This is a genomic window from Microbacterium sp. SY138 (assembly GCF_039729145.1).
Lineage (GTDB): Bacteria > Actinomycetota > Actinomycetes > Actinomycetales > Microbacteriaceae > Microbacterium > Microbacterium maritypicum_A.
Genome location: NZ_CP155793.1, coordinates 1,588,934 through 1,613,793 on the forward strand (window position 1 = coordinate 1,588,934; position 24,860 = coordinate 1,613,793).

21 protein-coding genes are annotated in these 24,860 nt (G+C 68.2%); 12 read left to right on the forward strand and 9 right to left on the reverse strand.

What is annotated here, in order from left to right; all coding sequences use genetic code 11:
- The first annotated feature begins 7 nt into the window (after positions 1 to 7).
- Positions 8 to 1,078, forward strand: a complete 1,071-nt coding sequence (locus tag ABDC25_RS07535) for an NAD(P)-binding domain-containing protein (protein WP_347125662.1) — start codon at positions 8 to 10, stop codon at positions 1,076 to 1,078.
- Here the strand turns inward: ABDC25_RS07535 and ABDC25_RS07540 are convergent.
- Complete coding sequence (locus ABDC25_RS07540) at positions 1,065 to 2,087, reverse strand: DUF2804 domain-containing protein (protein WP_347125664.1); 1,023 nt, start codon at positions 2,085 to 2,087, stop codon at positions 1,065 to 1,067. The genes ABDC25_RS07535 and ABDC25_RS07540 overlap by 14 nt on opposite strands.
- A gap of 138 nt (positions 2,088 to 2,225) precedes the next feature.
- Between ABDC25_RS07540 and ABDC25_RS07545 the strand changes: the two genes are divergently transcribed.
- From ABDC25_RS07545 to ABDC25_RS07560, 4 genes are read left to right on the forward strand one after another with little or no spacing between them, the layout of a single operon-like run.
- Positions 2,226 to 3,017: a hypothetical protein gene (locus tag ABDC25_RS07545; protein ID WP_167253939.1), complete on the forward strand. Its 792-nt coding sequence runs from the start codon at positions 2,226 to 2,228 to the stop codon at positions 3,015 to 3,017.
- Positions 3,014 to 3,541 (forward strand): hypothetical protein, encoded by a 528-nt coding sequence (locus tag ABDC25_RS07550; RefSeq protein ID WP_021198544.1) that lies wholly within the window; start codon positions 3,014 to 3,016, stop codon positions 3,539 to 3,541. Before ABDC25_RS07545 ends, ABDC25_RS07550 begins: the two co-directional genes overlap by 4 nt.
- A 28-nt stretch (positions 3,542 to 3,569) precedes the next feature.
- Positions 3,570 to 4,226, forward strand: coding sequence for an NAD(P)H-binding protein (locus ABDC25_RS07555; RefSeq protein ID WP_347125667.1), 657 nt, complete (start codon positions 3,570 to 3,572; stop codon positions 4,224 to 4,226).
- 20 nt (positions 4,227 to 4,246) lie between these two features.
- A complete protein-coding gene (locus ABDC25_RS07560) occupies positions 4,247 to 5,455 on the forward strand; it encodes a glycoside hydrolase family 3 N-terminal domain-containing protein (protein ID WP_347125669.1) in 1,209 nt (402 codons plus the stop codon).
- Between the two features lie 3 nt (positions 5,456 to 5,458).
- On the opposite strand, the gene ABDC25_RS07565 is transcribed toward ABDC25_RS07560, so the two are convergent.
- Genes ABDC25_RS07565 through ABDC25_RS07575 form a run of 3 tightly spaced genes read right to left on the reverse strand, consistent with a single transcriptional unit; the run spans position 5,459 to position 8,025 of the window.
- Positions 5,459 to 6,322 (reverse strand): 3-methyladenine DNA glycosylase, encoded by an 864-nt coding sequence (locus ABDC25_RS07565; RefSeq protein WP_347125671.1) that lies wholly within the window; start codon positions 6,320 to 6,322, stop codon positions 5,459 to 5,461.
- A gap of 1 nt (position 6,323) precedes the next feature.
- On the reverse strand, positions 6,324 to 7,349 hold the full coding sequence (locus ABDC25_RS07570; RefSeq protein ID WP_029260199.1) for a phosphatase domain-containing protein: 1,026 nt from the start codon (positions 7,347 to 7,349) through the stop codon (positions 6,324 to 6,326).
- Between the two features lie 4 nt (positions 7,350 to 7,353).
- Positions 7,354 to 8,025: a DedA family protein gene (locus ABDC25_RS07575; RefSeq protein WP_029260200.1), complete on the reverse strand. Its 672-nt coding sequence runs from the start codon at positions 8,023 to 8,025 to the stop codon at positions 7,354 to 7,356.
- Positions 8,026 to 8,066: 41 nt separating this feature from the next.
- Between ABDC25_RS07575 and ABDC25_RS07580 the strand changes: the two genes are divergently transcribed.
- The 5 genes from ABDC25_RS07580 to holA all read left to right on the forward strand — a co-directional run bounded on the left by ABDC25_RS07580 (position 8,067) and on the right by holA (position 16,153).
- Entirely contained in the window at positions 8,067 to 9,392 is a 1,326-nt protein-coding gene (locus tag ABDC25_RS07580) for a chorismate-binding protein (RefSeq protein WP_347125674.1), read from the forward strand.
- Positions 9,393 to 9,417: 25 nt separating this feature from the next.
- The gene (gene leuS, locus ABDC25_RS07585) at positions 9,418 to 12,003 is read left to right on the forward strand and encodes a leucine--tRNA ligase (RefSeq protein WP_347125676.1); all 2,586 of its coding nucleotides are present in this window, start codon (positions 9,418 to 9,420) and stop codon (positions 12,001 to 12,003) included.
- A gap of 112 nt (positions 12,004 to 12,115) precedes the next feature.
- Entirely contained in the window at positions 12,116 to 12,730 is a 615-nt protein-coding gene (locus ABDC25_RS07590; RefSeq protein ID WP_347125678.1) for a ComEA family DNA-binding protein, read from the forward strand.
- Entirely contained in the window at positions 12,727 to 15,054 is a 2,328-nt protein-coding gene (locus ABDC25_RS07595) for a ComEC/Rec2 family competence protein (protein WP_347125680.1), read from the forward strand. Before ABDC25_RS07590 ends, ABDC25_RS07595 begins: the two co-directional genes overlap by 4 nt.
- A gap of 61 nt (positions 15,055 to 15,115) precedes the next feature.
- Positions 15,116 to 16,153, forward strand: coding sequence for a DNA polymerase III subunit delta (holA, locus tag ABDC25_RS07600; protein WP_347125682.1), 1,038 nt, complete (start codon positions 15,116 to 15,118; stop codon positions 16,151 to 16,153).
- A gap of 102 nt (positions 16,154 to 16,255) precedes the next feature.
- Here the strand turns inward: holA and rpsT are convergent, their stop codons facing one another.
- Entirely contained in the window at positions 16,256 to 16,516 is a 261-nt protein-coding gene (gene rpsT, locus ABDC25_RS07605; protein WP_017830351.1) for a 30S ribosomal protein S20, read from the reverse strand.
- Positions 16,517 to 16,738: 222 nt separating this feature from the next.
- Between rpsT and ABDC25_RS07610 the strand changes: the two genes are divergently transcribed.
- Both ABDC25_RS07610 and ABDC25_RS07615 read left to right on the forward strand, forming a co-directional pair.
- Entirely contained in the window at positions 16,739 to 18,118 is a 1,380-nt protein-coding gene (locus ABDC25_RS07610) for a family 1 glycosylhydrolase (RefSeq protein ID WP_347125684.1), read from the forward strand.
- The gene (locus tag ABDC25_RS07615; RefSeq protein ID WP_021198556.1) at positions 18,115 to 19,353 is read left to right on the forward strand and encodes an MFS transporter; all 1,239 of its coding nucleotides are present in this window, start codon (positions 18,115 to 18,117) and stop codon (positions 19,351 to 19,353) included. The genes ABDC25_RS07610 and ABDC25_RS07615 overlap by 4 nt, the downstream gene beginning before the upstream one ends.
- Here ABDC25_RS07615 and ABDC25_RS07620 read toward each other — a convergent pair.
- From ABDC25_RS07620 to ABDC25_RS07635, 4 genes are all read right to left on the reverse strand, one after another.
- Complete coding sequence (locus tag ABDC25_RS07620; RefSeq protein ID WP_021198557.1) at positions 19,348 to 20,103, reverse strand: alpha/beta hydrolase; 756 nt, start codon at positions 20,101 to 20,103, stop codon at positions 19,348 to 19,350. The genes ABDC25_RS07615 and ABDC25_RS07620 overlap by 6 nt on opposite strands.
- Positions 20,104 to 20,178: 75 nt before the next feature.
- Positions 20,179 to 21,888: an ABC transporter family substrate-binding protein gene (locus ABDC25_RS07625; protein WP_021198558.1), complete on the reverse strand. Its 1,710-nt coding sequence runs from the start codon at positions 21,886 to 21,888 to the stop codon at positions 20,179 to 20,181.
- A gap of 117 nt (positions 21,889 to 22,005) precedes the next feature.
- A complete protein-coding gene (locus tag ABDC25_RS07630) occupies positions 22,006 to 23,934 on the reverse strand; it encodes an ABC transporter ATP-binding protein (protein WP_347125687.1) in 1,929 nt (642 codons plus the stop codon).
- Positions 23,931 to 24,860, reverse strand: a complete 930-nt coding sequence (locus ABDC25_RS07635; protein WP_031206745.1) for an ABC transporter permease — start codon at positions 24,858 to 24,860, stop codon at positions 23,931 to 23,933. The genes ABDC25_RS07630 and ABDC25_RS07635 overlap by 4 nt, the downstream gene beginning before the upstream one ends.

The following is a 24,860-nucleotide window of genomic DNA, read 5'->3' on the forward strand; positions in this document are numbered from 1 at the left end:
AACCGGCGTGAGCATCCTCGACAGTCTGGTGATCGGCGCAGGGCAGGCCGGCCTCTCGGCATCCTTCCACCTCTCGAGGCTGGGTATCTCGCATGTGGTTCTCGACGCAGACGGACAGCCCGGCGGCGCCTGGCAGCACCGGTGGGACGCGCTGACGATGCGCGATGTGCACGGCGTCGCCGAACTGCCCGGCGACACGCCGCCGCCCCGCGACGGTGCACGCGCCAACGAGGCCGTGCCCGCATACTTCGCGCGATACGAGAAGACGCACGAACTCCCGGTGCTCCGCCCCGTGCACGTCGAGCGCGTCGAGGACCACGACGGTCTTCTCGTCGTGCGGGCGCGTGAGGGGGAGTGGACGACCCGCACCCTCGTGAATGCGACCGGCACCTGGACGCATCCGTTCCTCCCGCACTTCCCCGGCATGGAGACGTTCGTCGGTGAACAGCTGCACACCGTGGACTACCCGGGGCCCGAGCACTTCATCGGCAAGCGGGTGCTCGTCGTGGGCGGGGGAGCGTCGGCCGTGCAGTTCCTCGGGGCGCTGGCGCCGATCACCGACACCCTGTGGGTGACCCGGCGCGAACCGGTGTGGCGCCATGACGACTTCACGCCGGAAGCGGGAGCCGCAGCCGTCGCCCTCGTGGAGCAGCGCGTCGCGGCCGGTCTCCCTCCGGAGAGCGTGGTCAGCGTCACCGGACTCATGCTCCGCCCGCAGGAGCGGGAGGCCGAGCGTCTGGGTGCCTACGCCGACCGGCGCCCCCTGTTCGAACGGATCGAACCCGACGGCGTGCGCTGGGCAGACGGCAGCTTCGAGCAGGTCGACGTCATCCTGTGGGCCACCGGCTTCCGCCCTGCGATCAGTCACCTCGCCCCTCTGCACCTGCGCAGTGCGGCCGGGGGCATCCAGCTCGACCGGAACGGTCGAGGTACGACGGCGGTCGCAGACCCCCGCGTGCAGTTGGTCGGCTACGGGCCGTCGGCGAGCACGATCGGCGCCAATCGTGCTGGTCGCTCGGCGGCGAAGGGAGTGCAGCGCGCGCTGCAGTCTGCAGGCGTGCGCATCACCAGCGGTTGAGCACCTCCTCCGCGAATCCCTCGATGCCGTCGACGCGCACCCGCGTTCCGTTCTCGTCGCGCACCCAGCCGGTCCAGACACCGAACAGTTGATCGGTCCGGCTCGAGATCACCAGCGCGTTCGTGTGCGAGTGCTTGTCGTAGAACGGGGTGAACACGAGGTCGGCGCGCGTCCCGTGCACGTGCCACGGACGCATGAAATGTTCGGAGTCGTAATCCCACACGAGCTCTTCACTGATCTTCGACAGCCGACCGTCGACGAGCAGCGCGTTCTCCGTGGCACCCGAGCCGTCGGTCCACTTCGCACCGAGCTGCAGCCCGATGACGCGGCCGTCGACGACACCGCTGGCCGCAGCCCAGTTCCAGCGCACGCGATACGGCCAGCGCCCGCGACCGTGGTCCAGTACGGCCCAGCTTCCGGTCGGCACCTCGTGCGCCACTCCGTCCACGGTCACTGTTCCGGTGGCCGGGCGTGCCACATCTTTGACCGTGTACTGGAAATGGGGGATCTCGTCGCCGAGGCGCCACGTCACGACGACACCGAGCGACTCGTGTGCCTCCAGGCGACCGGCCAGCAGGTCGATCGAGACGCGGGGGGTGGAGGCGCGCAGGCGTGTTCCGTCGAAGGCCTCGTCGATGTCGACGGTGATCCGACGCGTGCGCGCGCGGGCGGGCCCCGCGCCGAGAGACGACGGGAGCGTCGCGCTGCGCCCTCCCGGCGAGATCACCGTCGTGTCGATGTCGTCACCGGTCGCGCGATCGAGCACCCACAACTCGTGCAGAGCCATGTAGTCGACGCACGAGACCGTGACGGCGACGATGTGCGACGGCGTCATCACGTTCCAGTACTCCCACCGCTTGTTGCGCCCCCAGTGGCCGCGGCCGGGGATACCCGAGGTGTCGTGAACCGGTGTGCGCGACCAGCCGAGAGCCTCCCGGTTCAGCATCCCGGTGGGCGTGGTGAGAGATACATGCGCGGTGATCTCGCGCTCGATCAGCGGTGTGGGCATCGTCGTCCTGCTGTCCGGAGGGACACCGTCTCGGGTCGGTGTCGTTGCCCTGAGTGTAGAGGACCGGGCGACGAACGGCGGGGGTCCTGTGGGAAAACCGTGTTCGGGTCGAGATCGGCTCCTGGCTACGCTGAGGGCATGCTCCGCATCCTGCTCTTCGTCGTCTGGCTGCTGCTGTCCGCCTGGCTCGTGGTCTGGGTCGGGGAGGGACTTTTCGGCGTCGATCAGAGACAGTCGAGCCTTCCGTTCTCGGGAGAGGACACACTGGGCGCTCCGATCATCATCGGTGTGGCGTGGGGTCTGCTGCTGACCTTCGGCGGGATCCTGTCGGGGCTCGGGCGCCGTAAGCGGGTGCGCGGAGAGACCCAGATCGGAGTGGGCACGATCGTCGAGGTCGCGCGCACCGGTCTCACCGTCAACGACGTGCCGCAGTACGACCTGTTCATCCGGGTGACACCGAGCACCGCAGAGGAGTTCATCGCGCAGCTGCGCATGCTGGTCGACGCCTCCGATCTCGCCGGCCTGCAGATCGGGCTCCCGGTACCCGTGCGGTACAGCCTCACGGACCAGGACACGGTGGAGCTCGCCGACCTGAACGACCCCGCGGTGCGGGACGCGATGCTGCAATGGCGGATCGAACGGGGGCTGATCGATCCGCGGCAGGTGCGGGCGCGCACGAGCGGCACCCCGGTGACGGCATCCGTGCTCGAGGTGCGACCGACGGGGCGGCGTCGTGAGGGGCAGAGCGAGCTCGCCCTGCGCGTGCTGATGGCGCCGGAGGGAGCGGCGACCTGGGAAGCGGACACCACGGTCTTCGTGTACCCGCAGGCCATTCCGCACCTGCAGGTCGGAGCCCCGGTCTGGGCGTTCTATCGGCGTGAGGACCCGCAGACCGTCGCCGTGACGATCGAGAAGGAGGAGGGGCGATGAACCCGATGGACACGCTCATCTGGCTCGTGAACTTCCCGGCGTCGCACGGATACGCGATGGTGTTCATCGCCGGTTTCTCGATCCTCGGCCTGTTCGCGCTGTCGGCGCGGGGAGCGATGCCCGGCGGGGAGCTGCGGGCCATCCGCGAGCGGGAGGGGCTGCTGCGTGCGGATCAGCGTCCGCGAGGCCGCGTCGGGGGAGGAATCGTGCGCATCGGCGCGCGCATCCTCGCTTTCCTCATGCTCGCCTCCCTGGTGATCGGCATCCTCAGCCTCGCCGGCGTGCCCCTCACCCGTGCGTACATCTACGACAACGGTCGACCGACGGCGGCGACTCTGGATGGTGACTGGGTGACGTTCACGACGGCCGAAGGCGTCGAATACACGCTGGAGAGCAACTTCTTCACCCCCGCTGTGTATCCCGACCGCGACGCGTACATACCCGGCGGTCAGCTGATCGTCGTGCGCTACCTTTCGAGCCATCCACAGGCGTTCGTGATCGACAGCGACCAGACCCCGCGCTGAGTGCGGAGGGGGCGCGTAGGGTGAAGGCATGTCGCGAATCATCGTCTTCGGCGGCCACGGCCGCATCGCCCTCCTGCTCGCGCCGCTCCTCGTCGCACGGGGAGACGAGGTGACCGGGGTGATCCGCAACCCTGACCATTCCTCCGATGTCGAAGCCGGCGGTGCGAAAGCGCTCGTCGCCGACATCGAGAACATGGATGTCGAGGCGCTCGCCGAGATCATCCGCGGTCATGACGCCGTCGTCTGGTCGGCCGGCGCCGGTGGCGGATCGGCCGAACGCACCTACGCGGTCGACCGCGACGCCGCGCAGCGTTCCATGGACGCGACAGAACGCGCGGGCGTCCGACGGTACGTGATGGTGTCATGGCTCGGGTCCACCGCTGATCACGGTGTGCCGGAAGGCGACTCCTTCTTCCCCTATGCAGACGCGAAGTGGGCTGCCGACGAGCACCTGCGTGGCACCGGTCTGGAGGGCACGATCCTCGCGCCGGGCACACTCACCTTCGACGATCCCACCGGTCGGATCCAGCTCGATCCGGACGGTCGTGGAGCTGTCGCGCGTGCCGACGTCGCTGCCGTGATCGCTGCGTCCCTGCACGAACCGTGCACGGTCGGCCGGACCATCCGCTTCGGGAACGGCGACGCCGACTCGGCGGTGCCGATCGCCGAGGCGCTGTCCTGCTGAGACACGCCACTTCGCGCGACATGGAGAATCGGCGCCGGGGACGGACGGCGAGCGCACTCGCGCTCGCCGCGGTGATGGGGCTCTTCGTCTCGTCGGCCGCCACGGCGTCGGCGGTGGGCGCACCCTCGACGTCGGGCATCCCCGAGTCCACGGTGTCGACCAGCGGATCTGAGCTGCTCACCGCGCGTGCGAAGGCGCGGGTGCAGGAGATGTCCGTGGCGGAACAGGCAGCGACGGTGGTCATGGGGCACGTGGCAGGAACGGACCCGTCCGCCCTTCGGTCGTACATGGAGTCCGGACTGGGAGGATTCATCCTCATGGGGGCCAATATCCCCGCGACCGAAGCGGAGTTGCAGGCGCTCACGGCCGCGCTGACGGTCGATCCCGGCCTGCCACCGCTCATCGCCGTGGACCAGGAGGGCGGCTTCGTCTCCCGACTGCACGGTGACGGCTTCCCTGCCTCCCTCTCCCTGAAGGGGCTTCCGGTCGCCGAGACGTCCGCGGCGTTCACCGCGCGGGGCTCTCTGGTGGCGCGAGCGGGCATCACCGTGAACTTCGGAACGGTCGCCGACTACACGGACGATCCCGGCTCGTTCATCCACGGTCGCGCGCTCGGCACAGACCCTGCCGCGGCGGCGGAGCGCGTGGCGGCGGCAACCGTCGCGCAGGAGCAGCTCGTCGCCTCGACCCTCAAACACTTCCCAGGCCACGGCGCGGCTCCGGGTGACTCTCATCACGCGATCCCGAGCACCACGATGGGAATCGAGGAATGGCGCGCCACCGCGGCCGTGCCGTTCGCCGCCGGTATCGACGCCGGGGCCTCGCTGCTGATGTACGGGCATCTCGCCTACGCGGCGGTCGATCCGCTGCCGGCATCCCTCTCGCCGCGGTGGCATGAGATCGCGAGAGACGAGCTCGGCTTCACCGGGGTGGCGGTGACCGACGACCTCGGCATGCTGCTGTCTTCAGGAGATCCGGCCTATGCCGACCCGGTCACGAACGCGGTGGCGGCGATCGCTGCGGGGAACGACCTCGTGTTGATGATCGCGGGGTCCGACGCGCAGACAGCCGGATCGATGGTCGCCGGCATCGCAGCGGCGGCCGAAGCGGGGACGCTTCCGCCCGAGCGGCTCGAGGAGGCGGCGGCACGCGTGGTCGCGCTCCGGATGCAGACCGCCGCGGCGACCGCCCGCTGGTCGATCTGCGATGACTGCGAACCGGTGGGCTGACGCTCAGGCCGCATCGCGAGCTCCGTCGCCGATCCAGGCGTTCAGCAGCGCCGCGCGCAGATCGGCGCCCCGGTCGGCGAACCCTCGCTGCCGACGGACGTACTCGGCCTTGCCCTCGGTCGTCTCGATGCGAACCGGGACCACGTCCCATGCCGAGAGGTCGTACGGCGCGGCCTGCATGTCGAGCAGGCGGATGTCGCGGGCGAGCTCGAACGAATCCAGGAGGAGTTCGCCGGGGATGAGGGGCCCGAGTTTCGTCGCCCACTTGTACAGGTCCATCCCCGCGTGCAGGCAACCGGGCTGCTCGAACAGGGGCTGGTCGTCGCGGCTCAACGGCGTGCGGTTGCGGGGGACCGCTTCGGGGGTGAAGAAGCGGAATGCGTCGAAATGGGTGCAACGCAGCTCATGATTCTCGACGACGGCATCCGTGCCCGCCTGCCCGAGTCGCAACGGCACCGCGTGGCGATGCTCGTCCGCGCGGTACACCATCGCCCATTCGTGCAGGCCGAAGCAGCCGAACTGTCCGGGGCGGGATGCGGTGCGGCGGAGCATGCGCTCGATGAGCGCGGCCAACTCCGTCTTCTCTGCGCCGAAAGTCGCCGCATCCGGCACGACGCTGCCGGGCGATCGTCCGGGGGAGTACCACCGCCAGTCGCAGCGTTCCGGCGCATCGGCGAGTTCGACACCGGCCCCCGGATGCCATCGACGCAGGTGCGCGGGCTTGTACGAGTAGTAGGTGAAGAGGAAGTCCCACACCGGATGCTTCTCCGCCCGCGTCGCCCGTTCGCGGTGCGCCGCGGTGAGGGCATCGGCTCGTTCACGATGCGCCTCCTCGCGGAGGGTCCAGTCCGGGCGGGCGATGGTCATGTCAGTGCAGGATGCCGGCTTCGCCGAGCAGATCGCGAAGACCGGCGCCGTCCTCGGCGCTCACCCACGGGGCGGCATCTTCGGAGTGCGGTTCGTGACCGGCGCGTCCACCGGCGAGCACGGCCTCGGCGGGAAGCAGACGACGGATCGCGACGCCGGCGACGGAATCGGGGTACTCGTCCATGAACTGGCTGTAGATCGACTCGTCGTGCTGGCCGTCGTCTCCGATCAACAGCCATTTCACGTCGGGGAACTCGGTCGCGAGGCGACGCAGGTTCGTGAGCTTGTGTTCACGCCCGCTGCGGAACCACCGTTCGTGAGTGGGACCCCAGTCGGTCAGGAGCATGGAGCCGGCGGGGAAGAGATGGCGACCGAGGAAGCGCCACAGGGTGGGGGCGACATTCCACGCACCGGTGGAGAGGTACACCATGGGTGCACCCGGGTGCTGGCGGAGCAGCTGATCGAGGAGGACGGCCATCCCCGGGACGGGAAGGCGTGCGTGCTCGTCGAGCACGAAGGAGTTCCAGAAGGCGATGAAGGGACGAGGCAGCGCCGTAACCATCACGGTGTCGTCGACATCCGACACCACGCCGAACGAGGTGCCCTCGGCCACGATGAATGCGCGAGCCTCCACCGGCGCCTGGCCCTCGACCGAGAACGTGAACGTCTGCCAGCCGGGTTCCAGATCGACACGGATCATGGCATCGACCACGCCGCCGCGGTCGGCGGCCACCTGGTGGGTGGTCTCGCCGAAGTGCACGCTCACAGCGGCGAATCCCACCGGGATGCCGACGAAGCTGCGCCATCCGCGGACGCTGGCCGGTTCACCGTCTCGGGTGCGACGCTGCGGCGGGACGATCAGCACCCGGCCGACGACGCGGACCCAGCCCGGACCACCGTAACCGGGGAAGGGAAGGATCGTCGCGACACGGCCACGACGGCGCGCACGACCTTCGCGCCAGACATGGAAGCGGTGTTCGAGTCGGGCGAACCAGTGGATCCGGGGGGCTGGGGGAGCCGATGCCATTGCCTCAGTCTTTCACGTCGGCGTCGGCCTCTGCCTCCGGGGACTCCAGGTGACGGGCTTCGATGCGCTGCAGCAGCTTCTTGCCCAGGAAAGCCAGAAGCAGGAACAGGGCGATCACGCCGACGAAGATGTACCCGGCGAAGTGCACGCGATCGACCAGCTCGCGGAAGCTGCCGGCGGCAAGCGACGTGACACTCACATAGGCGGTGGCCCAGAGGACACAGGCGGGAGCCGTCCATGCCAGGAACTTGCGGTACGGGTACTCGCTCATCCCGACGGTGAGGGGAACCAGAGAATGCAGCACGGGGAGGAAGCGGGAGAGGAAGATCGCGATCCCCCCGCGGCGCTCGAGATAGTTCTCGGCGCGCACCCAGTTGTGCTCGCCGATCCGCCGCCCCAACCAGGAGACGCGGATGTGCGGGCCCAGCCAGCGCCCCAGCCAGAACCCGATGCTCTCACCGATCAGCGCCCCGATCACGACCGCGACACCCATCGCGATGCCCTCCAGAGGAGTGGCGACACCCATGGACGCGATGATCACGATCGTGTCGCCGGGAACGATGAGGCCGATCAGGATGCTCGTCTCCAGCATCACGGCGAGCCCGGCGATGAGCGTGCGGGCGACCGGATCGATCGACTGCACGGTGTCGAGGAGCCAGATCAGGAGGTCGTCCACCCCATGAGGATACGGGAGCCACCCGGTCCTAGGCTGGAAAGGTGCCCGAACAGCTGAGTGCTCGTCCGCTTCCCGACTGGGTGGAGCCGTCATCGGTGTTCGGGATGCTGGAAGCCGGGACCGCCGATGTGTTCTGGCTCGACGCCGGGGCTGACGCGATCACCGGATGGAGCTTCGTCGGGACGGGGGAGCGCTCGACGCTTCCGCGCGAGGTGCGCGTCGACGTCGTCGCTGCCGACCCTGAGCTGCCGCCGTTCACAGGGGGATGGGTGGGGTGGCTCGACTACGAGAGCGGCGCCGCCGCCGTCGGTGCACCGGTCGCGGGCCCGGAAGACGGCTCGGGCGGTTCCTGGCTGCGTGCCACCCGTGTCGTCGCCTTCGACCACGACAAGCAGCGCGTCTGGGCGCTCGGGATGGAGAGCGACGTCGCGGACTGGGCGGCAGACGTCCGGGCACTGGTGGGGGTCCCGGAAGCCGTGCCCTCCTCGATGAGCGACCCCGACCACCCGCCGCGTATCGCCGTCGCCCGACACGACCCCGGCGAGTACGCCGCACTCATCGAACGCTGCCGCGATCTCATCCGTGCGGGCATCGCCTACCAGCTGTGCCTCACCACGCGCTTCACCGTGGCCGGCGCCCACGACCCGGTCGAGGTCTATCGTCGGCTCCGCGACGCCACGCCCGCCCATCATGGCGGATTCCTGCGCATCGGCGATCGCGCCCTGTTGAGTGCCAGTCCCGAGCAGTTCCTCCATGCCGCGGGCGGAGTCATCCGTACCCGTCCCATCAAAGGCACCAGGCCCCGAAGCATCGATCCCGTCGAAGACGCCGCGCTCGCCGCGGAACTGGCGACGGACCGCAAGGAGCGCGCCGAGAACGTCATGATCGTCGACCTGATGCGCAACGACCTCTCGCGGGTGTGCGAGCCCGGGAGCATACGTGTGGAGGGTCTCTGGGTGGTCGAGAGCTATCCCGCGGTGCACCAGCTGGTGAGTACCGTGAGTGGGCGGGCGGGCGAGGGGACCACGGTCGAGGCCCTGCTCGAGGCGGCCTTCCCTGCCGGCAGCATGACCGGGGCTCCGAAGCTCTCGGCGATGACGCGGCTGCACGAGCTGGAGGGCGGGCCTCGCGGCGTGTACGCCGGATGCTTCGGGTACATCGGTGACGACGGAACCCTGGATCTGGCGATGGTCATCCGCAGCATCGTGATCGACGGGGAGCAGGCTGTGGTCGGCGCCGGCGGAGGGATCACCTGGGGGTCGATCGCGACCTCAGAGGTCGCCGAGGTCGCGACCAAGGCGAGGGCGCCGCTTGCTGCCCTCGGTGCCGGAATGCCCGTGCCCTGGCGTTCCGATATCCTGAACTGATCCCGCTTTTTCCACCAGATTGGTCGTGCGTTCGTTGTCTGAGAACCTGTCCACCGCTCCTGCCGACGACGAGACCCCGTCGGCGCACGCCATCCAGAACAAGTGGCAGAAGTACTGGGCGGAGAACGGCACGTTCCTCACGGGCGGCGACGACGACACCCGCCCGCGCCGGTACGTGCTCGCGATGTTCCCGTACCCGTCCGGCGACCTGCACATGGGGCACGCCGAGAACTACCTCTACTCCGACATCGTGGCCCGTTTCTGGCGCCACCGCGGACACAACGTCCTGAACCCGATCGGCTGGGACTCGTTCGGGCTGCCCGCCGAGAACGCGGCGATCCGGCAGGGTGCCGACCCTCGGGACTGGACGTATCAGAACATCGCGCAGCAGAAGGTCGGCTTCGAACAGTACGGCGTCTCGTTCGACTGGAGCCGGGTCCTGCACACGTCCGACCCCGAGTACTACCACTGGAATCAGTGGCTGTTCCTGAAGCTGTACGAGCGGGGCCTGGCGTATCGCAAGAAGAGCCCGGTGAACTGGTGCCCGAACGACCAGACGGTGCTGGCGAACGAGCAGGTCGTCGACGGACGCTGCGATCGCTGTGGTGCGGAGGTCATCAAGAAGAAGCTCACGCAGTGGTACTTCCGGATCACCGACTACGCGGACCGTCTGCTCGACGATCTGAACCAGCTCGAGGGATTCTGGCCGCACAAGGTGCTGCAGATGCAGCGCAACTGGATCGGACGCTCCGTGGGCGCCGACGTCGACTTCCTGATCGAGGGGCGTGAGGAGCCGGTCACGGTGTTCTCGACGCGCCCTGACACGCTGCACGGCGCGACGTTCTTCGTGGTCGCACCCGATTCCGACCTGGCGTCCGAACTCGCTGCCGGTGCTTCCGATGACGTGCGTCAGCGCTTCCAGACGTACCTGGAGCAGGTGCAGAAGGAGACCGATATCGATCGGCAGTCCACGGACCGCCCGAAGACCGGTGTGTTCCTCGAGCGCTATGCGATCAACCCCGTGAACGGCGAGAAGCTGCCGGTGTGGGCGGCGGACTATGTGCTGGCCGACTACGGTCACGGTGCAGTCATGGCGGTTCCTGCGCACGACCAGCGCGACCTGGACTTCGCTCGTGCGTTCGACCTGCCCGTCAAGGTGGTCGTCGACACGACGGCTCCCGTCACGGGCGCGATGCCGGTGATCGAGGTCGACGACGAGGGCGTGCCGATCGACACGGGCGCCGCGCTCGAGGAGCAGAGCCCCGCCACCACGGGCGTTGCACTCACCGGCGAAGGCCGCATGATCAACTCCGGTGCACTCAATGGGCTCTCCAAGCGCAACGCCATCGCGCGTGCGATCGAGCAGTTGGAAGCGACCGGCACGGGTCGTGCCGCCAAGAACTACCGTCTGCGTGACTGGCTGATCTCGCGTCAGCGCTTCTGGGGCACGCCGATCCCGATGCTGCACGCCGAAGACGGCAGCATCATCCCGGTTCCCGAGGACAAGCTCCCCGTGAAGCTGCCGAGCGTCGAAGGACTCGACCTCAAGCCCAAGGGCACCTCGCCGCTGGGCGGTGCCGAGAGCTGGGTGCGCACGACCGACCCGCAGACGGGCGACCCCGTGCTGCGCGACCCCGACACGATGGACACGTTCGTCGACAGCTCGTGGTATTTCCTGCGTTTCCTCTCGCCGAACAGCGACACGGTGGCTTTCGATCCGGCGCAGGCGGCGCGCTGGGCACCGGTGGACTCGTACATCGGTGGTGTCGAGCACGCGATCCTGCATCTGCTGTACGCGCGCTTCATCACGAAGGTCCTGTTCGACATGGGGCTGATCGACTTCACCGAGCCGTTCTCGAACCTCATCAACCAGGGCATGGTGCTGCTCGACGGGCAGAAGATGTCCAAGAGCAAGGGCAACCTGGTGCTCTTCCAGGAGGAGCTCGACGCCCACGGCGCCGACGCCCTGCGTGTGGGGCTGGCGTTCGCCGGTCCCGTGGAGGACGACAAGGATTGGGCCGACGTCTCGACGACCGGCGCCCAGAAGTTCCTGGCGCGCGCGATGCGCATCGCCGGTGAGGTGTCGAGCCCGGTCGACGTGGTGTTCGACGGCGGTGACTCCGCGCTGCGACGCGCGACGCACAAGCTGCTCGCCGAAGCGCCCGCTCTGGTCGAGCAGACGAAGTTCAACGTGCTGGTCGCGCGCCTGATGGAGCTCGTGAACGTCACCCGCAAGACGATCGACGGTGCCGCCGGCGCGGCTGACCCCGCCGTCCGCGAAGCCGCGGAGACGATCGCCGTGATGCTCGACCTCATCGCTCCGCACACGGCGGAGGAGATGTGGGAGGTCCTCGGACACGAGCCTTCCGTCGGCCTGGTGACGTGGCGTTCCGCCGACCCGGCACTGCTGATCGAGGACACGATCACCGCCGTCGTGCAGGTGGGCGGCAAGGTGCGCGCCCAGCTCGAGGTCTCGGCGCGTATCGGCGAGTCGGAGCTCGAGGCTCTGGCCCGCGCCGACGAGCGCGTGATCCGGTCGATCGGCGACCGCGAGATCGTGAAGGTCGTCGTGCGTGCTCCGAAGATCGTGAGCTTCGTCGTCAAGGGCTGATCGACGTACGGGCTGATCGCCTGTCCTCCACGGAAGTCTCCTCGCACGGGGTTGTCCCCGGCAGGGGCGAATGCCGCCCGGCCGGAGGAACGACCGCGCCTAGCGTGGCCGGATGGAATCTCCGCAGGTACCCCTCCCACCTCGGCGTCGACTGCGTCTGAGCATCGGAGCGGCAGTGGTGCTGGCTCTCGTCGTGCTGTCGGCTGCCGTGGGCCTCGGGATCATGCGGGGGCAGGCCGCGCCTGTCGAATCGGTGCCGCTCGAGGACATGAGTACGGGAGCAGGCGCAGGCCCCGAAGCGACCGATGACCTTTACGTGCACGTTCTCGGCGCTGTCGAGAAGCCCGGACTCTATGTGCTCGATCGTGACGCACGGCTCGTCGATGCGCTGGCGGCTGCAGGGGGAACGACCGTCGAGGCCGACCTGGCCGCGGTCAACCTCGCTCGAATGCTCGAAGACGGAGAGCAGGTCGTCGTGCCGATAGCCGGAGCCATGGCGGGTGGGCCCGGCGAAGTCGCACCGCCACCGGACGATGACCGGATCGACCTCAACACCGCGGATCAGGCGGCGTTGGAGACGCTCCCGCGTATCGGTCCGGCACTCGCGGAGCGGATCATCTCCTGGCGGGAGGAGAACGGCCGGTTCTCCTCGGTGGATGACCTCCTGGCGGTTCCCGGCATCGGGGAGAAGCTGGTCGCGGGCCTGCGCGACGGGGTCAGGGTGTGAGGGGACGAGACCTCCGGCTCGTGCCGCTCGCGCTGGCGGTGTGGTGCGTCGCGCTGCTGTGTGTGCTGTTCCCTGCGGTCGCGTGGGGGTGCGCCGCCGCGTGCGGGCTCGGGGCGGTAGGCGTACTGGCATCGGTCGTGCACCGTCGAAACCGCCAGGGGAAGTCCGGAGCACGCGGGGGCCTCGTCGTCGTCGTGCTGGCCGCGATCGCGGCTGCGGCGGTATCGGTCGGGTTCGCCGTCCCCGAGCGGGAAGCGGCGAAGGGGTGGGACGCTCGCGTGGTCGATATCACGGCCGAGGTGACGTCCTCCGCATCGATCGGACGCGATGGGCGGCTGTGGTTCGAGGCGGTGACATCGACGCTCGGGCCGCCGGGCCGTGCGGTGGCGTCCGCCGCCCCGGTGCGCCTGGGGGTCGTCCCGGCCGAGGGCTTCGACCTCGGCGCGACGGTTCGGGTCGTGGGCGAGTCATCGGCGACGGATGCCGTGGAGCGCTCAGCGTTGGTCGTCTTCGCGAGCGACGCCGAGGTCATCTCGCCCGCGCCTGGTGTCTTCGGTGCGGCGGCGACGATCAAGAGCGTGTTCGTCGAACGGTCTCTACGCCTGCCGGAACCGGGCAACGGACTGCTTCCCGGACTCGCGGTCGGCGACACGCGCGCCGTCACCGCCGAGCTGAACGACGACATGCGCACCAGCGGGCTCAGTCACCTCACTGCGGTCAGCGGAGCGAACTGCGCGATCGTGGTCGGCGCGATCTTCTGGCTGACGGCGCTGTGCGGAGGCGGCCGCCGGTTGCGTGTTCTCCTGTCGCTCGTGGGCCTGACCGGGTTCGTGGTTCTGGTGACTCCCGAGCCGAGTGTGATCCGGGCGGGGGTGATGGCGGCGGTGGGGATGCTCTCCGTGCTGTCGGGGAAGCCGAGCGCCGGGGCCGGGGTGCTGTCGCTGTGCGCCACCACGATTCTGGTTGCGGACCCCTGGCTCGCGGCGACGCCGGGGTTCGCGCTGTCGGTCGTCGCCTCGGGTGCGTTGATCCTGCTCGCCCCGCCTCTGGCGCGCGGCTTGGCTCGGGGGATGCCGCGCCCCGTCGCGCTCGCTGTCGCGGTCCCGCTCTCCGCGCAGCTCGCGTGCGGCCCGATCATCGCCCTGTTCGCAGAACAGCAGTCGTTGGTCGGTATCGCCGCGAACCTGATCGCGGGGCCCGCAGCCCCGGTCGCGACGGTGATCGGGCTCCTCGCCTGCCTCGCCGCTCCATTGCCGGTGCTCGCTGACCTGCTGACGGCCTCGGCGTGGCTTCCCGCGGCGTGGATCGCGATGACCGCGACCACCACGGCCCAACTGCCGGGCGCGCAGGTCCTGGTACCACCCGGCCTCGGCAGTGCCCTGGTGGTGGCGGTGGTGAGTGCGGCGATCGCCATCGTGCTGATGCGTGCCCCCGCGTATCAGCCGGGCTCACGTGTGGAGCGGGCGGCTGCCTGGGGACGTCGCGGTGCGGCGATGATCGTCGTCGTGGTGCTGTCGATCGCCGGTTCTCGTGCGCTTCTCGACGGCCCCCTCGCTGCGGCGACGACCCCCGACGCCTGGGCCGTCGCGGCGTGCGATGTCGGGCAGGGCGACGCGGTGCTCGTGCGCTCGGCGACCCAGGTCGCTTTGATTGACACGGGGCCGGAGCCCCAGCCACTGGCCTCATGTCTGCGGTCGCTCGGCGTCGAGCGCATCGACCTTCTCGTCCTCACCCACTTCGACCTCGATCACGTCGGCGGGGCTGAGGCGGTGCGCGGTCGTGTCGACGTGGTCATGCACGGTCCGATCGCCGAGGACGCCGATCGACGTCTCCTCGATGACCTCGTCGATGGAGGCGCACGCGTCCACGCGGCGTCGGAAGGTCAGCAGGGGATGCTCGGCGAGGCGGCGTGGCGTGTGCTCTGGCCGCTGCGCCGATCCGCTGCCTTTCCCGATGGCAACGATGCGAGCGTGGTGATGGAGTTCGACGGGGGAGAGGTGCCCCGCTCGATCTACCTCGGCGACCTCTCGGCCGTGCCCCAGCGCATGCTGCAGCGCACGGCGAGGATGATGCCGTACGCCGTGGTCAAGGTCGCGCACCACGGCAGCGCCGACCAGGATCCCGGCCTCTACGAGGCGATGCGGCCCCGGGTGGCGCTGTTCAGCGTCGGAGCGGACAACGACTACGGGCACCCACGTTCCGAGACCCTCGATCTCCTGGCGGCGACCGGTGCACATGTGCTGCGCACCGACGAACGGGGGCGCATTCTGCTCGGTCTTCGCGACGGCGAACTGCAGGTCTGGACGGAGAAGCCTGCCGGATGAGCCGCTCGGATCAGCCTCGAAGGAGCGGAACCATGTCGGCGACCGCCGGTAGGCTGGATCCATGGCAGCTTCGCGAACCCCTTCCCGCGGCGGCGCGAAGCCCACCAAGATCCCGCAGGTCTCCTGGCGTGAGCCGCACCCCGCTCCGATCGTGCTCGTGTCGGGCCCGGAAGAGGTCTGCGCCGAGCGCGCGATCGTCGGCGTTCGCGACTACCTCCGTGCCGAGGACCCCGCGCTCGAAGTGAGTGACGTACGGGCCGATGATTACGCACCCGGAACGCTGCTCTCCCTCACATCGCCGTCCTTGTTCGGGGAACCACGTCTCGTCCGCGTCTCCGGCGTGGAGAAGTGCTCCGATGCCTTCATCCAGGAGGCGGTGTCGTATCTCGACAACCCGCAGGAGGGCGCGACCGTCGTCCTTCGCCACACGGGCGCCAGCGTGCGAGGCAAGAAGCTGCTCGACGCTGTCCGTGCCGGGAACGGCGGCGGTATCGAGATCGCCTGCCCTGCCATCAAGCGCGACAGCGACCGAGTCGACTTCGCCGCCGGCGAGTTCCGCGCGGCGAAGAAGCGCATCGCGCCTCCGGCTCTTCGAGCCCTGGTCTCGGCCTTCGCCGACGACCTCACCGAGCTCGCCGCGGCCTGCCAGCAGCTCATCGGAGACGTCGAGGGCGACATCTCCGAAGACATCGTCACCAAGTACTACGGAGGTCGGGTCGAGGTGTCGGCGTTCGTCGTCGCCGACACGGCCATCGCCGGACGCTACGGCGAGGCCCTCATCGCCCTCCGTCATGCTCTCTCGTCGGGCGCCGACCCGGTTCCGATGGTCGCGGCCTTCGCCATGAAGCTCCGCACCATGGCACGAGTCGCCGGCAACCGCGAGCCGAGCCGCCAGCTCGCTCAGCGTCTGGGAATGAAGGATTGGCAGGTTGACCGCGCACGCCGCGATCTCGCCGGCTGGAACGAGCGGTCACTCGGAATGGCGATCCAGGCCACTGCCAGGGCCGATGGCGAGGTCAAGGGTGCGGCACGCGACCCGATCTTCGCGCTGGAGCGCATGGTCACCGTCATCGCCACTCGCCAGCCGTTCGGCGAGTGATCGAGCGAGAGTGGCCAGTCGGATTCGACTGCCGGGACGCTCCGAGGCAATGAAGAAGGCCCGCCCCGAGGAACGGGACGGGCCTTTCTCAGAAGCTTCGGCTCAGAGGGAAGCGACCTGCTTGGCGAGAGCCGACTTGCGGTTCGACGCCTGGTTCTTGTGCAGGACACCCTTGCTGACGGCCTTGTCGAGCTTGACGGCAGCCTTCTTCAGGGCGGCCTCTGCGGCGGCCTTGTCACCGGCGGAGACGGCCGTGCGAGTGGTGCGGATGACCGTCTTGAGCTCGCTCTTCACGGCCTTGTTGCGCTCGCGCGCCTTCTCGTTGGTCTTGTTGCGCTTGATCTGCGACTTGATGTTTGCCACGTGTGGACGCTTTCTGTACAGGAGTGTTCGGAATGCCGGCAGCAGAAGAGGGCTGCTGCACAGCGGTCGTGAGGGAAGAACCCACACGCAAGCCAAGAGTCGAGTCTACCAGCAGAGGGGCTGTTGACGCGAAACGACGAGGAGAATGCGAGACGCAGTCGCGCATTCGATGGTACCGGGTGCAGAATCATCACTATCTCGACACTGATGTCAAGGAGCCCCATGACCCCCGCGTTCCCTCGCCTGTCTGCGCCTGCCGGGCTCCGCTGGTCCGCCGCGACCTCAGCGTTCCAGATCGAGGGGTCGCGCCCCACCGGAATATCCGGTCGTTCCATCTGGGATGACTTCCTCGAGAGACCGGGAGCGATCGTCGACGGATCGACGGCGGATCCCGCGTGCGACAGCTACCGGCGCCCCGAGGATGATGTCGCCCTTGCGGCGGGCCTGGGTCTCGACCGCTACAGGTTCTCGATCCCGTGGGCTCGCGTGCAGCCCGACGGCCTCGGCCGCGGTGACGCGTCGGCCCTCGATCACTACTCGCGCCTGGTCGATCTCCTCCTCGATGCCGGGGTCGTCCCGTTCCCCACCCTGTTCCACTGGGAGATGCCAAGTCTCATCGAAGCAGGCGGCGGCTGGCTCGAGCGCGATACCGCGGAGCGCCTCGCCGACTATGCGGCCATCGTGGCTGATCGTCTCGGCGACCGGGTGCAGCACTGGTACACCCTGAACGAGCCCGCCATGATGACGCTTCAGGGATACGCGGTCGGCGCGCTGGCGCCCGGGAAGCAGCTCCTCTTCGGCGCGCTGCCGACCGCTCACCATCAACTGCTCGCCCATGCTCGCGCGGCAGCCGCTCTGCGGGAGCGTGGTGCCGCATCGGTCGGACTGGTCAACAACCACACTCGGGTCCTGCCGCTGGGCGACACCGCTGAAGACCACCAGGCCGCAGCGGTCTACGATCTGATCCACAACCGGATCTTCAGCGAACCCCTCCTCGCCGGAACATACCCCGACCTGGAATCACTCGGCCTGCCCCCGATGCCCGTGCACGACGGCGACCTCGAGGCCATCGGACGCTCGATCGACTTCTACGGCATCAACTTCTACAACCCGACCACGGTGACCGCCGCCGAGCAGGAGAGCCCGATCCCGTTCGACATCGTGCCCACTCCGGGAGTCCCGGTCACCGGGTTCGGTCCGGAATGGCCGATCATGCCGAGCGCGCTGCGCGATCTCCTGATCGACCTGCACACCCGGCATCCGCAGATGCCGCCCGTGATCATCGGCGAGAACGGTGCGTCGTTCCCGGAACCCGAGCGCGCCCTCCGCGTGGATGACGCCGATCGGATCGCCTATCTGGCGGGACACATCGCCGCGGTAGGGGAGGCGATCGATGCGGGGGTGCCGGTGGAGGAGTACACGGTGTGGTCGCTGCTCGACAACTGGGAGTGGGCTGACGGCTACACTCAGCGCTTCGGACTCGTCCACGTCGACTTCGAGACGGGGGAACGGACCCCCAAGGCGTCGTACGACTGGTACCGCGGGATCATCGAGAGCGCGCGGACGGATGCAACCGCTGCCACGACGGAGGCGGCGAGATGACCGAAGCGACCGGAACGCGCCCGGTCCGCGCGGGTGCGCGCTGGATGTCGCTGTTCACGCTCGCGTGGCTGGCGATCTGGACCGTGCAGCTCACGCCGGTGCAGCTGCTCCTGCCGCTGCAGCTCGACACCCCGCAGGACGACTGGATCCGGGGCGTCGTCTCCTCGGGACTGGTTCTCGGAATCGGCGGGCTCGCCGGGATCATCGCGGGACCGGCGGCCGGCGCGCTCTCGGACCGCGCGGCTGCGGGCCGCCACCGTCGGCGTCCGTGGGCGCTGGGCGGTGTGCTGTTCACCGCGGTCTGCCTCGTCCTCACCGGCTACGCGCAAGGGCCATGGGCCGTGGGCGCCGGTTGGGTCGGGGTGTCGATCGGCGTGGCGGTGTCGTCCGCCGCCTTCACCGCGCTGATCGCCGACCAGCTGCCGACGACACAGCGCGGGGCCGCCTCCGCCGCGGTCGGGTCCAGCCAGGCTGTCGGCATCGTGGTCGGGGTCGGCCTCGTTGTCCTGCTCGGTCTCGAGCTCCGGGAAGGCTATCTCCTGCTCGCCGGGATCATCGCGGTGGTCGGTACGACGGCGGCGCTGCTGCTGCCCGATCCACCGACCACGGAGGCGATGCGGCCGAAACGGATCGGACGCCGCCACCTGGACTCACTGCGCGATCGCGACTTCGCCTGGATGCTGTCCGGGCGCCTGGTGACGAACGTCGGCAACGCACTCGGGACCGCGCTGTTCCTGTTCTTCCTGCTGCACGGCCTCGGTCAGCCCAGCGCCATCGCCCAGGACAACCTGCTGCTGCTGATCGTCGTCTACACGGTGTTCGTCGTCATCGCCTCGGTGATCACGGGGATCGTCTCCGACCGGACAGGGAATCGCCGGACGCTCACGGTGGCGGCGACGGTCGTGCAGGCGGCCTCGGGGGTGGCGATCGCGCTGGTACCGACGTTCGAGATGACGATGGTCGCTGCCGCGCTGATGGGCCTCGGCTATGGCGCGTTCTCGACGGTGGGCCTCGCATTCGCCGCCGACCTGCTGCCGGACGAGCAGGACCATGCGAGGGACCTCGGGATCGTGAACGTCACAGCCGCGCTCGGGCAGCTCATCGGCCCTGTGCTGGGGGCGGGACTGGTCGCGCTGGTCGGCGGCTTCTGGCTCGTGTTCGTCGCGGCGGCGGTTCTCTCCCTCGTCGGCGGGCTGCTCACGGCGTTCGCGCGGCAGCCGGCCAGGGCGTCATGAACTCGAGGGGTCAGGCGTCACTCCCTGCGCGGCGTCACGCTCCACGGTCGCGATGGCGAGCTGCAGCACGGCGTTGAAGATCTGCGGCCGCATCGCGGTGACGAGGTGCGTCGTGCGTGGCACGATGATGAGCTCGGCATGCGGGGCGAGCCGTTGGAACAGTGACTCGTTGAGCCGCAGCTGGTCGTACTGCCCGTTCACGAACCAGAGCGGAATCGTGATGCGAGGGATCGCCGCGGCGATGTCGAGCGCGGCCAGACTGCGCAGCGCGGCGTCCTGGGTGTCGAGCGCGTAGCCGCCGGCGGCGAAGTCGGACCGGGTCTCCACAGGCACGGTGGCTTCGAGGATCCGGCCGGTCAGCCACATCCCGCGGTCGGGAAGGGCATCGACGGCTCGAGTGAAGAGACGGTAGGCCGCGAGCCCGGCACCGTGGGGGATCGAGGTGCAGGACGCCGCGATCAGCCCCGCGACGGGAGGTTGCTCCGCGCCCCCGACATACGCGAGGCAGAGCAATCCGCCCATCGAATGCCCCACCAGCAGGACGGGGCCCTTCTCGGCCGCGGCGCGCACCGCCTCATCTATGGTGTGCAGCGCCTCGTGGAGGGTGAAGTCCTCCTGCATCCGCGTACCGTGCCCCGGGAGGTCGACGGCGGTGAAGGCGTAGCCGCGCTCCTCGAGGTAGGCCGCCTGGGACCGCCACATGGTGGCGGACGTGCGGATACCGTGCACGAAGACGATCTGGACGCTCACGGGTTCAGCATAAGGAAAGCGGGGCCGGTGGATGAACCACCGACCCCGCTTCGACACCATGTGTGTCAGAGAGTGTTACTTCTCCCAGCCGACGTTCTCGACCGGCTGGATGCCGAACAGGTCCAGACCGACGTAGGGCTCGGGCGTGAGGTTCGCCAGGCCTTCCTTGACGGTGTAGATCTGCGGGCCGTTGTACAGCGGGATGAGGCCCCAGCGCTTGTAGATCTCGGGCTCGAGCTTCATCGCGGCAGCGGTCTGCGCCTCGGGGTCCGACTGCGACTCGACCTTGTCCTTGATCTCGGCGTCGAGTTCGGCGTCACCGACACCCGACAGGTTGAGACCCGAGTCCGAGCAGTACAGCTGGCAGAACCAGGCGGCACCGAACGGGTCGGAGGAGGTGAAGCGGAGTCCGGAGACATCCCAGTTCTTCGACGTGTAGTCGTCGGAGAACTGGCTGGCGGGGCGGACCTCGACCTTGACGTCGATGCCGACCTCCTTCTCCTGGGCCTGCAGCGACTGCGCGAGAGCCTTCTGCGTGGCGGAGTCGCTCCAGATCGGGTACACGACGGAGAGCTTGACGCCGTCCTTCTCGCGGATACCGTCGGAGCCTTCCTTCCAGCCGGCCTCGTCGAGGAGCTTCTTGGCACCCTCGACATCGAACTTCCAGCCTGCGGCCTTCATCGAGTCCTCGTAGCCGGGCTGGAACGAGAAGAGCGTCAGCGAGCCCGCCGGGTCTTCCTGGTAGCCGAGGCCGTTCCAGGCGATCTGCTTCTGCTGGTCGATGTTGATGGCCTTGAAGAACGCTTCACGGACCTTGACGTCCTCGAACTGCGGCTTGGTCGAGTCGACCTGCAGGATGGTGTTGGCGGTCTGCTGTGCGCGATAGACCTTCGCGCCGTCGACGTCCTTGACCTGGTCGATGAGCTCCTGGGAACCCGTCTCGACCATGTCGACCTCGCCGTTCTTGAAGGCGTTGACGCCGGCCTGGGCGTCCATGCCGGTCATGGTGACCTCGTCGAGGAGCGGCGCGTCGCCCCACCACTCGGGGTTCGGCTTGAACGAGATGTAGCCCTTGTTGGCGTCGAACTCGTTGACCGTGTACGGGCCAGCGCCCCACTCGGGGTGCGGGTTGCTGATCATGGCCTCGTTGAAGGTCGTCGGGTCAGCGAGAGCCGGGTGGATGACGCCGCCGTTGAACGGCATCTGCGGCCAGGCGAACTCGCCCTTGAACGTGACGATGGCGGTCTTCGCCGTGTCGCCCTGTTCGACGGATTCGATCTCCTTGTAGCCGTCGGTCGCGTTCGGGTTGAAGCCCTCGTCGTACGAGCGGTTGGCCTTCCAGGTGGCGTCGATGGCAGTCCAGTCCATGTCGGTGCCATCGTTCCAGTGCGCCTCATCGGTGAACGTGAAGGTCAGGACCGTCTTGCCGTCCTTCACCTCGTTCTTCCACTCGGAGAGGTAGTTGTCGTTCTTGTACTGCGTGCCATCCGGCTTCATGAGGATGATCTGCGGCATGTACCACGCGGCGATGCGTGCGGTGTCGGCGCTGCCGTCGCTGTTGAACGAGTTCAGCTGCGTCGGAACCTCGCGGATCGCGAAGTTGACCGTGCCGCCCTCCTTGAGGTTCTCACGAGGCTGCGGGTTGTAGTTCGCCATCTCGACGTCGGTCGTCTCGCCGGCGTCGCCCTTGTCGCCACTGCCGGTGTTACCGGCAGCGCACCCGCTGAGCGCGAGTGCGAAAGCGCCGGTGAGTGCCAGCGCTCCCATCAGCTTGTACTGCTTCATGGTGCTCCTTTCGCCTTGCGGCGTGTCATAAGGGGAGAATAGTTCGCCGGATCCGCGAATGTCCGGGCGGCGAGTGAATATCGGCTAACCGTTATCGGACGGTGATCCGTGATCTGTTCATGAGGCCGCAGGCCGCGCTGTCACCGTGGCGGGATCGAACACGATCCGCTCACGCGTGCGCTCGATGTCGGGGTCCGGGACCGGGATCGCGGACAGCAGCGCCTTCGTGTAAGGGTGCTGTGGGTTGTCGAAGACATCGTCCACATCGCCGTGCTCGACGAAGTCTCCGAGGTACATCACCGCGACCCGGTCGGCGATGTGCCGGACGACCGACAGGTCGTGCGCCACGAAGAGGTACGACAGCCCGAGCTTGACCTTGAGATCGTCGAGCAGGTTGATCACACCGGCCTGGATCGACACGTCGAGCGCGGAGACCGGCTCGTCGAGCACCAGGATCTTGGGGTTGGTCGACAGTGCCCTGGCGATGCCGATGCGCTGACGCTGGCCTCCGGAGAAAGCCTGCGGGAAGCGATCGCTGTGCGCCGGGTTGAGTCCGACGAGGTCCATCAGCTCCTTCACACGGCGGTGCGCCTCGGCCTTCGGGGTACCGATCGCCGAGAGCGGCTCCGAGATGATGTCCGCGACCGTCATACGCGGATCGAGCGCTCCCATCGGGTCCTGGAACACGATCTGGATGTCGCGGCGCAGCGCTCGCTCCACCTTGTGGCTGTGGATGTCGTTGACGCTGGTGCCCGCGATGACGATGTCTCCATCGGTCTGCTTGACCATGTCCATGATCTGGAGCAGCGTCGTGGTCTTGCCACTGCCGGACTCGCCGACGATGGCCAGGGTCTCACCCTCGCGCACGTCGAAGCTGATGCCCTTGATCGCGTGCACCTCGCCGACCTTCCGCTTCAGGAACGCGCCCTTGAGCAGAGGGAAGGTCTTGGTGAGGTTCTTCACCTCGAGGGTGATGGGGCGTTCTTCACGGGGGAGTCGCGTCAGGGCGCTCTCCGGTGCCTCGCGCACCGGATACACGGGAAGACCGCCGAGCAGGCCGCCGTCGGTGATCTCGTTCGCACGGATGCAGGCCGCACGGTGCTCTTCGCCGCCACCGGTCAGCACGGGAAGAAGCTCCGGCTCGCGGGTGCGGCACGCGTCCATGACGATGGGGCAGCGGTCCGCGAACGGGCACGCGTCCGGAAGATTGATCAGCAGCGGCGGGTTGCCCTTGATCGGGGTGAGCGGTTCCTTCTCGGCCTTGTCCACGCGGGGAATCGCGCCGAGGAGACCGATCGAGTACGGCATCCGGGTCTGGTGGAACAGCTCGCGCACGGGCGCCTGCTCGACGGCCTTGCCGGCATACATGACCATCACGTCGTCGGCCGTTCGGGCGACGACACCCATGTCGTGGGTGATCATCATGACGGCGGCACCCGTCTCGGCCTGCGCCTTCTCGATGAGGTCGAGGATCTGCGCCTGGATCGTGACGTCGAGAGCCGTGGTGGGCTCGTCCGCGATGATCAGCTTCGGATCGTTCGCCATCGCGATCGCGATCACGACGCGCTGGCGCATGCCGCCCGAGAACTCGTGCGGGAACGACTTCATCCGCTTCTCGGGCTCGGTGATGCCCACCAGCTTGAGAAGGTCGATCGAGCGTGCGGTCGCCTCCTTGATGCTGAGATTGCGATGCACCGTCAGCGCCTCGATCAGCTGAGCGCCGATCGTGTACACCGGCGTCAGAGACGTGAGCGGGTCCTGGAAGACCATCGAGATCCCGTTGCCGCGGATGGCAGAGAGCTGCGTGTCGGTCTTGCCGAGAAGTTCCTGGCCGTCGAACACGATGGAGCCGGTGACCTTGGCGTTCTCGTCGAGGAGGCCCATGACGGCGAGCGAGGTGACGGACTTGCCCGACCCGGACTCGCCGACGATGCCGAGGGTCTTTCCCGCCTCGAGGTCGAAGGAGACGCCGCGGACGGCGTCGACGCGGCCGGCCTCGGACGCGAAGCTGACCCGGAGGTCGCGGACGGAGAGTACGGGGCTCATGCGCGGCCTCCTGCAGCCGAAGTGGGATCGAGGGCATCGCGCAGTCCATCGGCGATGAGCGCCATCGACACGGTCAGCAGCGTGAGGATCAGTGCGGGGAAATAGAACAGCCACGGCGAGCTGACGATGGACGAGCTGCCCTCGCCGATCAACGAGCCGAGCGACACATCGGGGATCTTCACGCCGAAGCCGATGAACGACAACCCGGTCTCGGTCGTGACCGCCGCGACGATGCCGAGGGTGAAGTTGATCACCAGCAGCGAGCCGATGTTCGGAATGAGGTGACGCGTCACGATGCGCAGTCCCCGGACACCCATGTACCGAGCGGCCTGGACGTACTCGCGCTCACGCAGCGACAGGGTCATGGTCCAGATGATCCTCGCGGGGAAGAACCAGCTGACGAAAATCATCACGAACGCGATGACCCACCACACGCCGCCGGAGTCGTTCGAGATGATCGACAGCAGGAGGAAGGTCGGCACCACCATCATGAAGTGGATCACCAGGAGAGCGATGCGCTCGAACCAGCCGCCGAAGTACGCGGCCGCGGTCCCGACGAGCGCCGAGAGGATCGTCGTGCCCACCGAGACGGTGATCGCGATCATGAGGGAGCGTTGCAGGCCGATGGCGGTCTGCGTGTAGGTGTCGTTGCCAGCCCCGTTGGTGCCGAACCAGTGCGCAGCGGACGGCGGCTGGCTCAGGGCGAGGAAGTCCATGCTGTCGACGGCGTACGGCGACAGGAGCGGTCCGAGCGTCGAGAAGAGGATCAGCACGAAGAGAACGACGACGCCGCCCACTGCCGGCTTGTTGCGCATGAACCGGCGGGTGTAGAGCGTCCACTTGGACAGCGACTTTCCCGAGGCGCGGTCGGCGGTCGGCGGCACGGCCGGCGGCTCGACCAGGGGATCGATCATATCGGTGGTCAT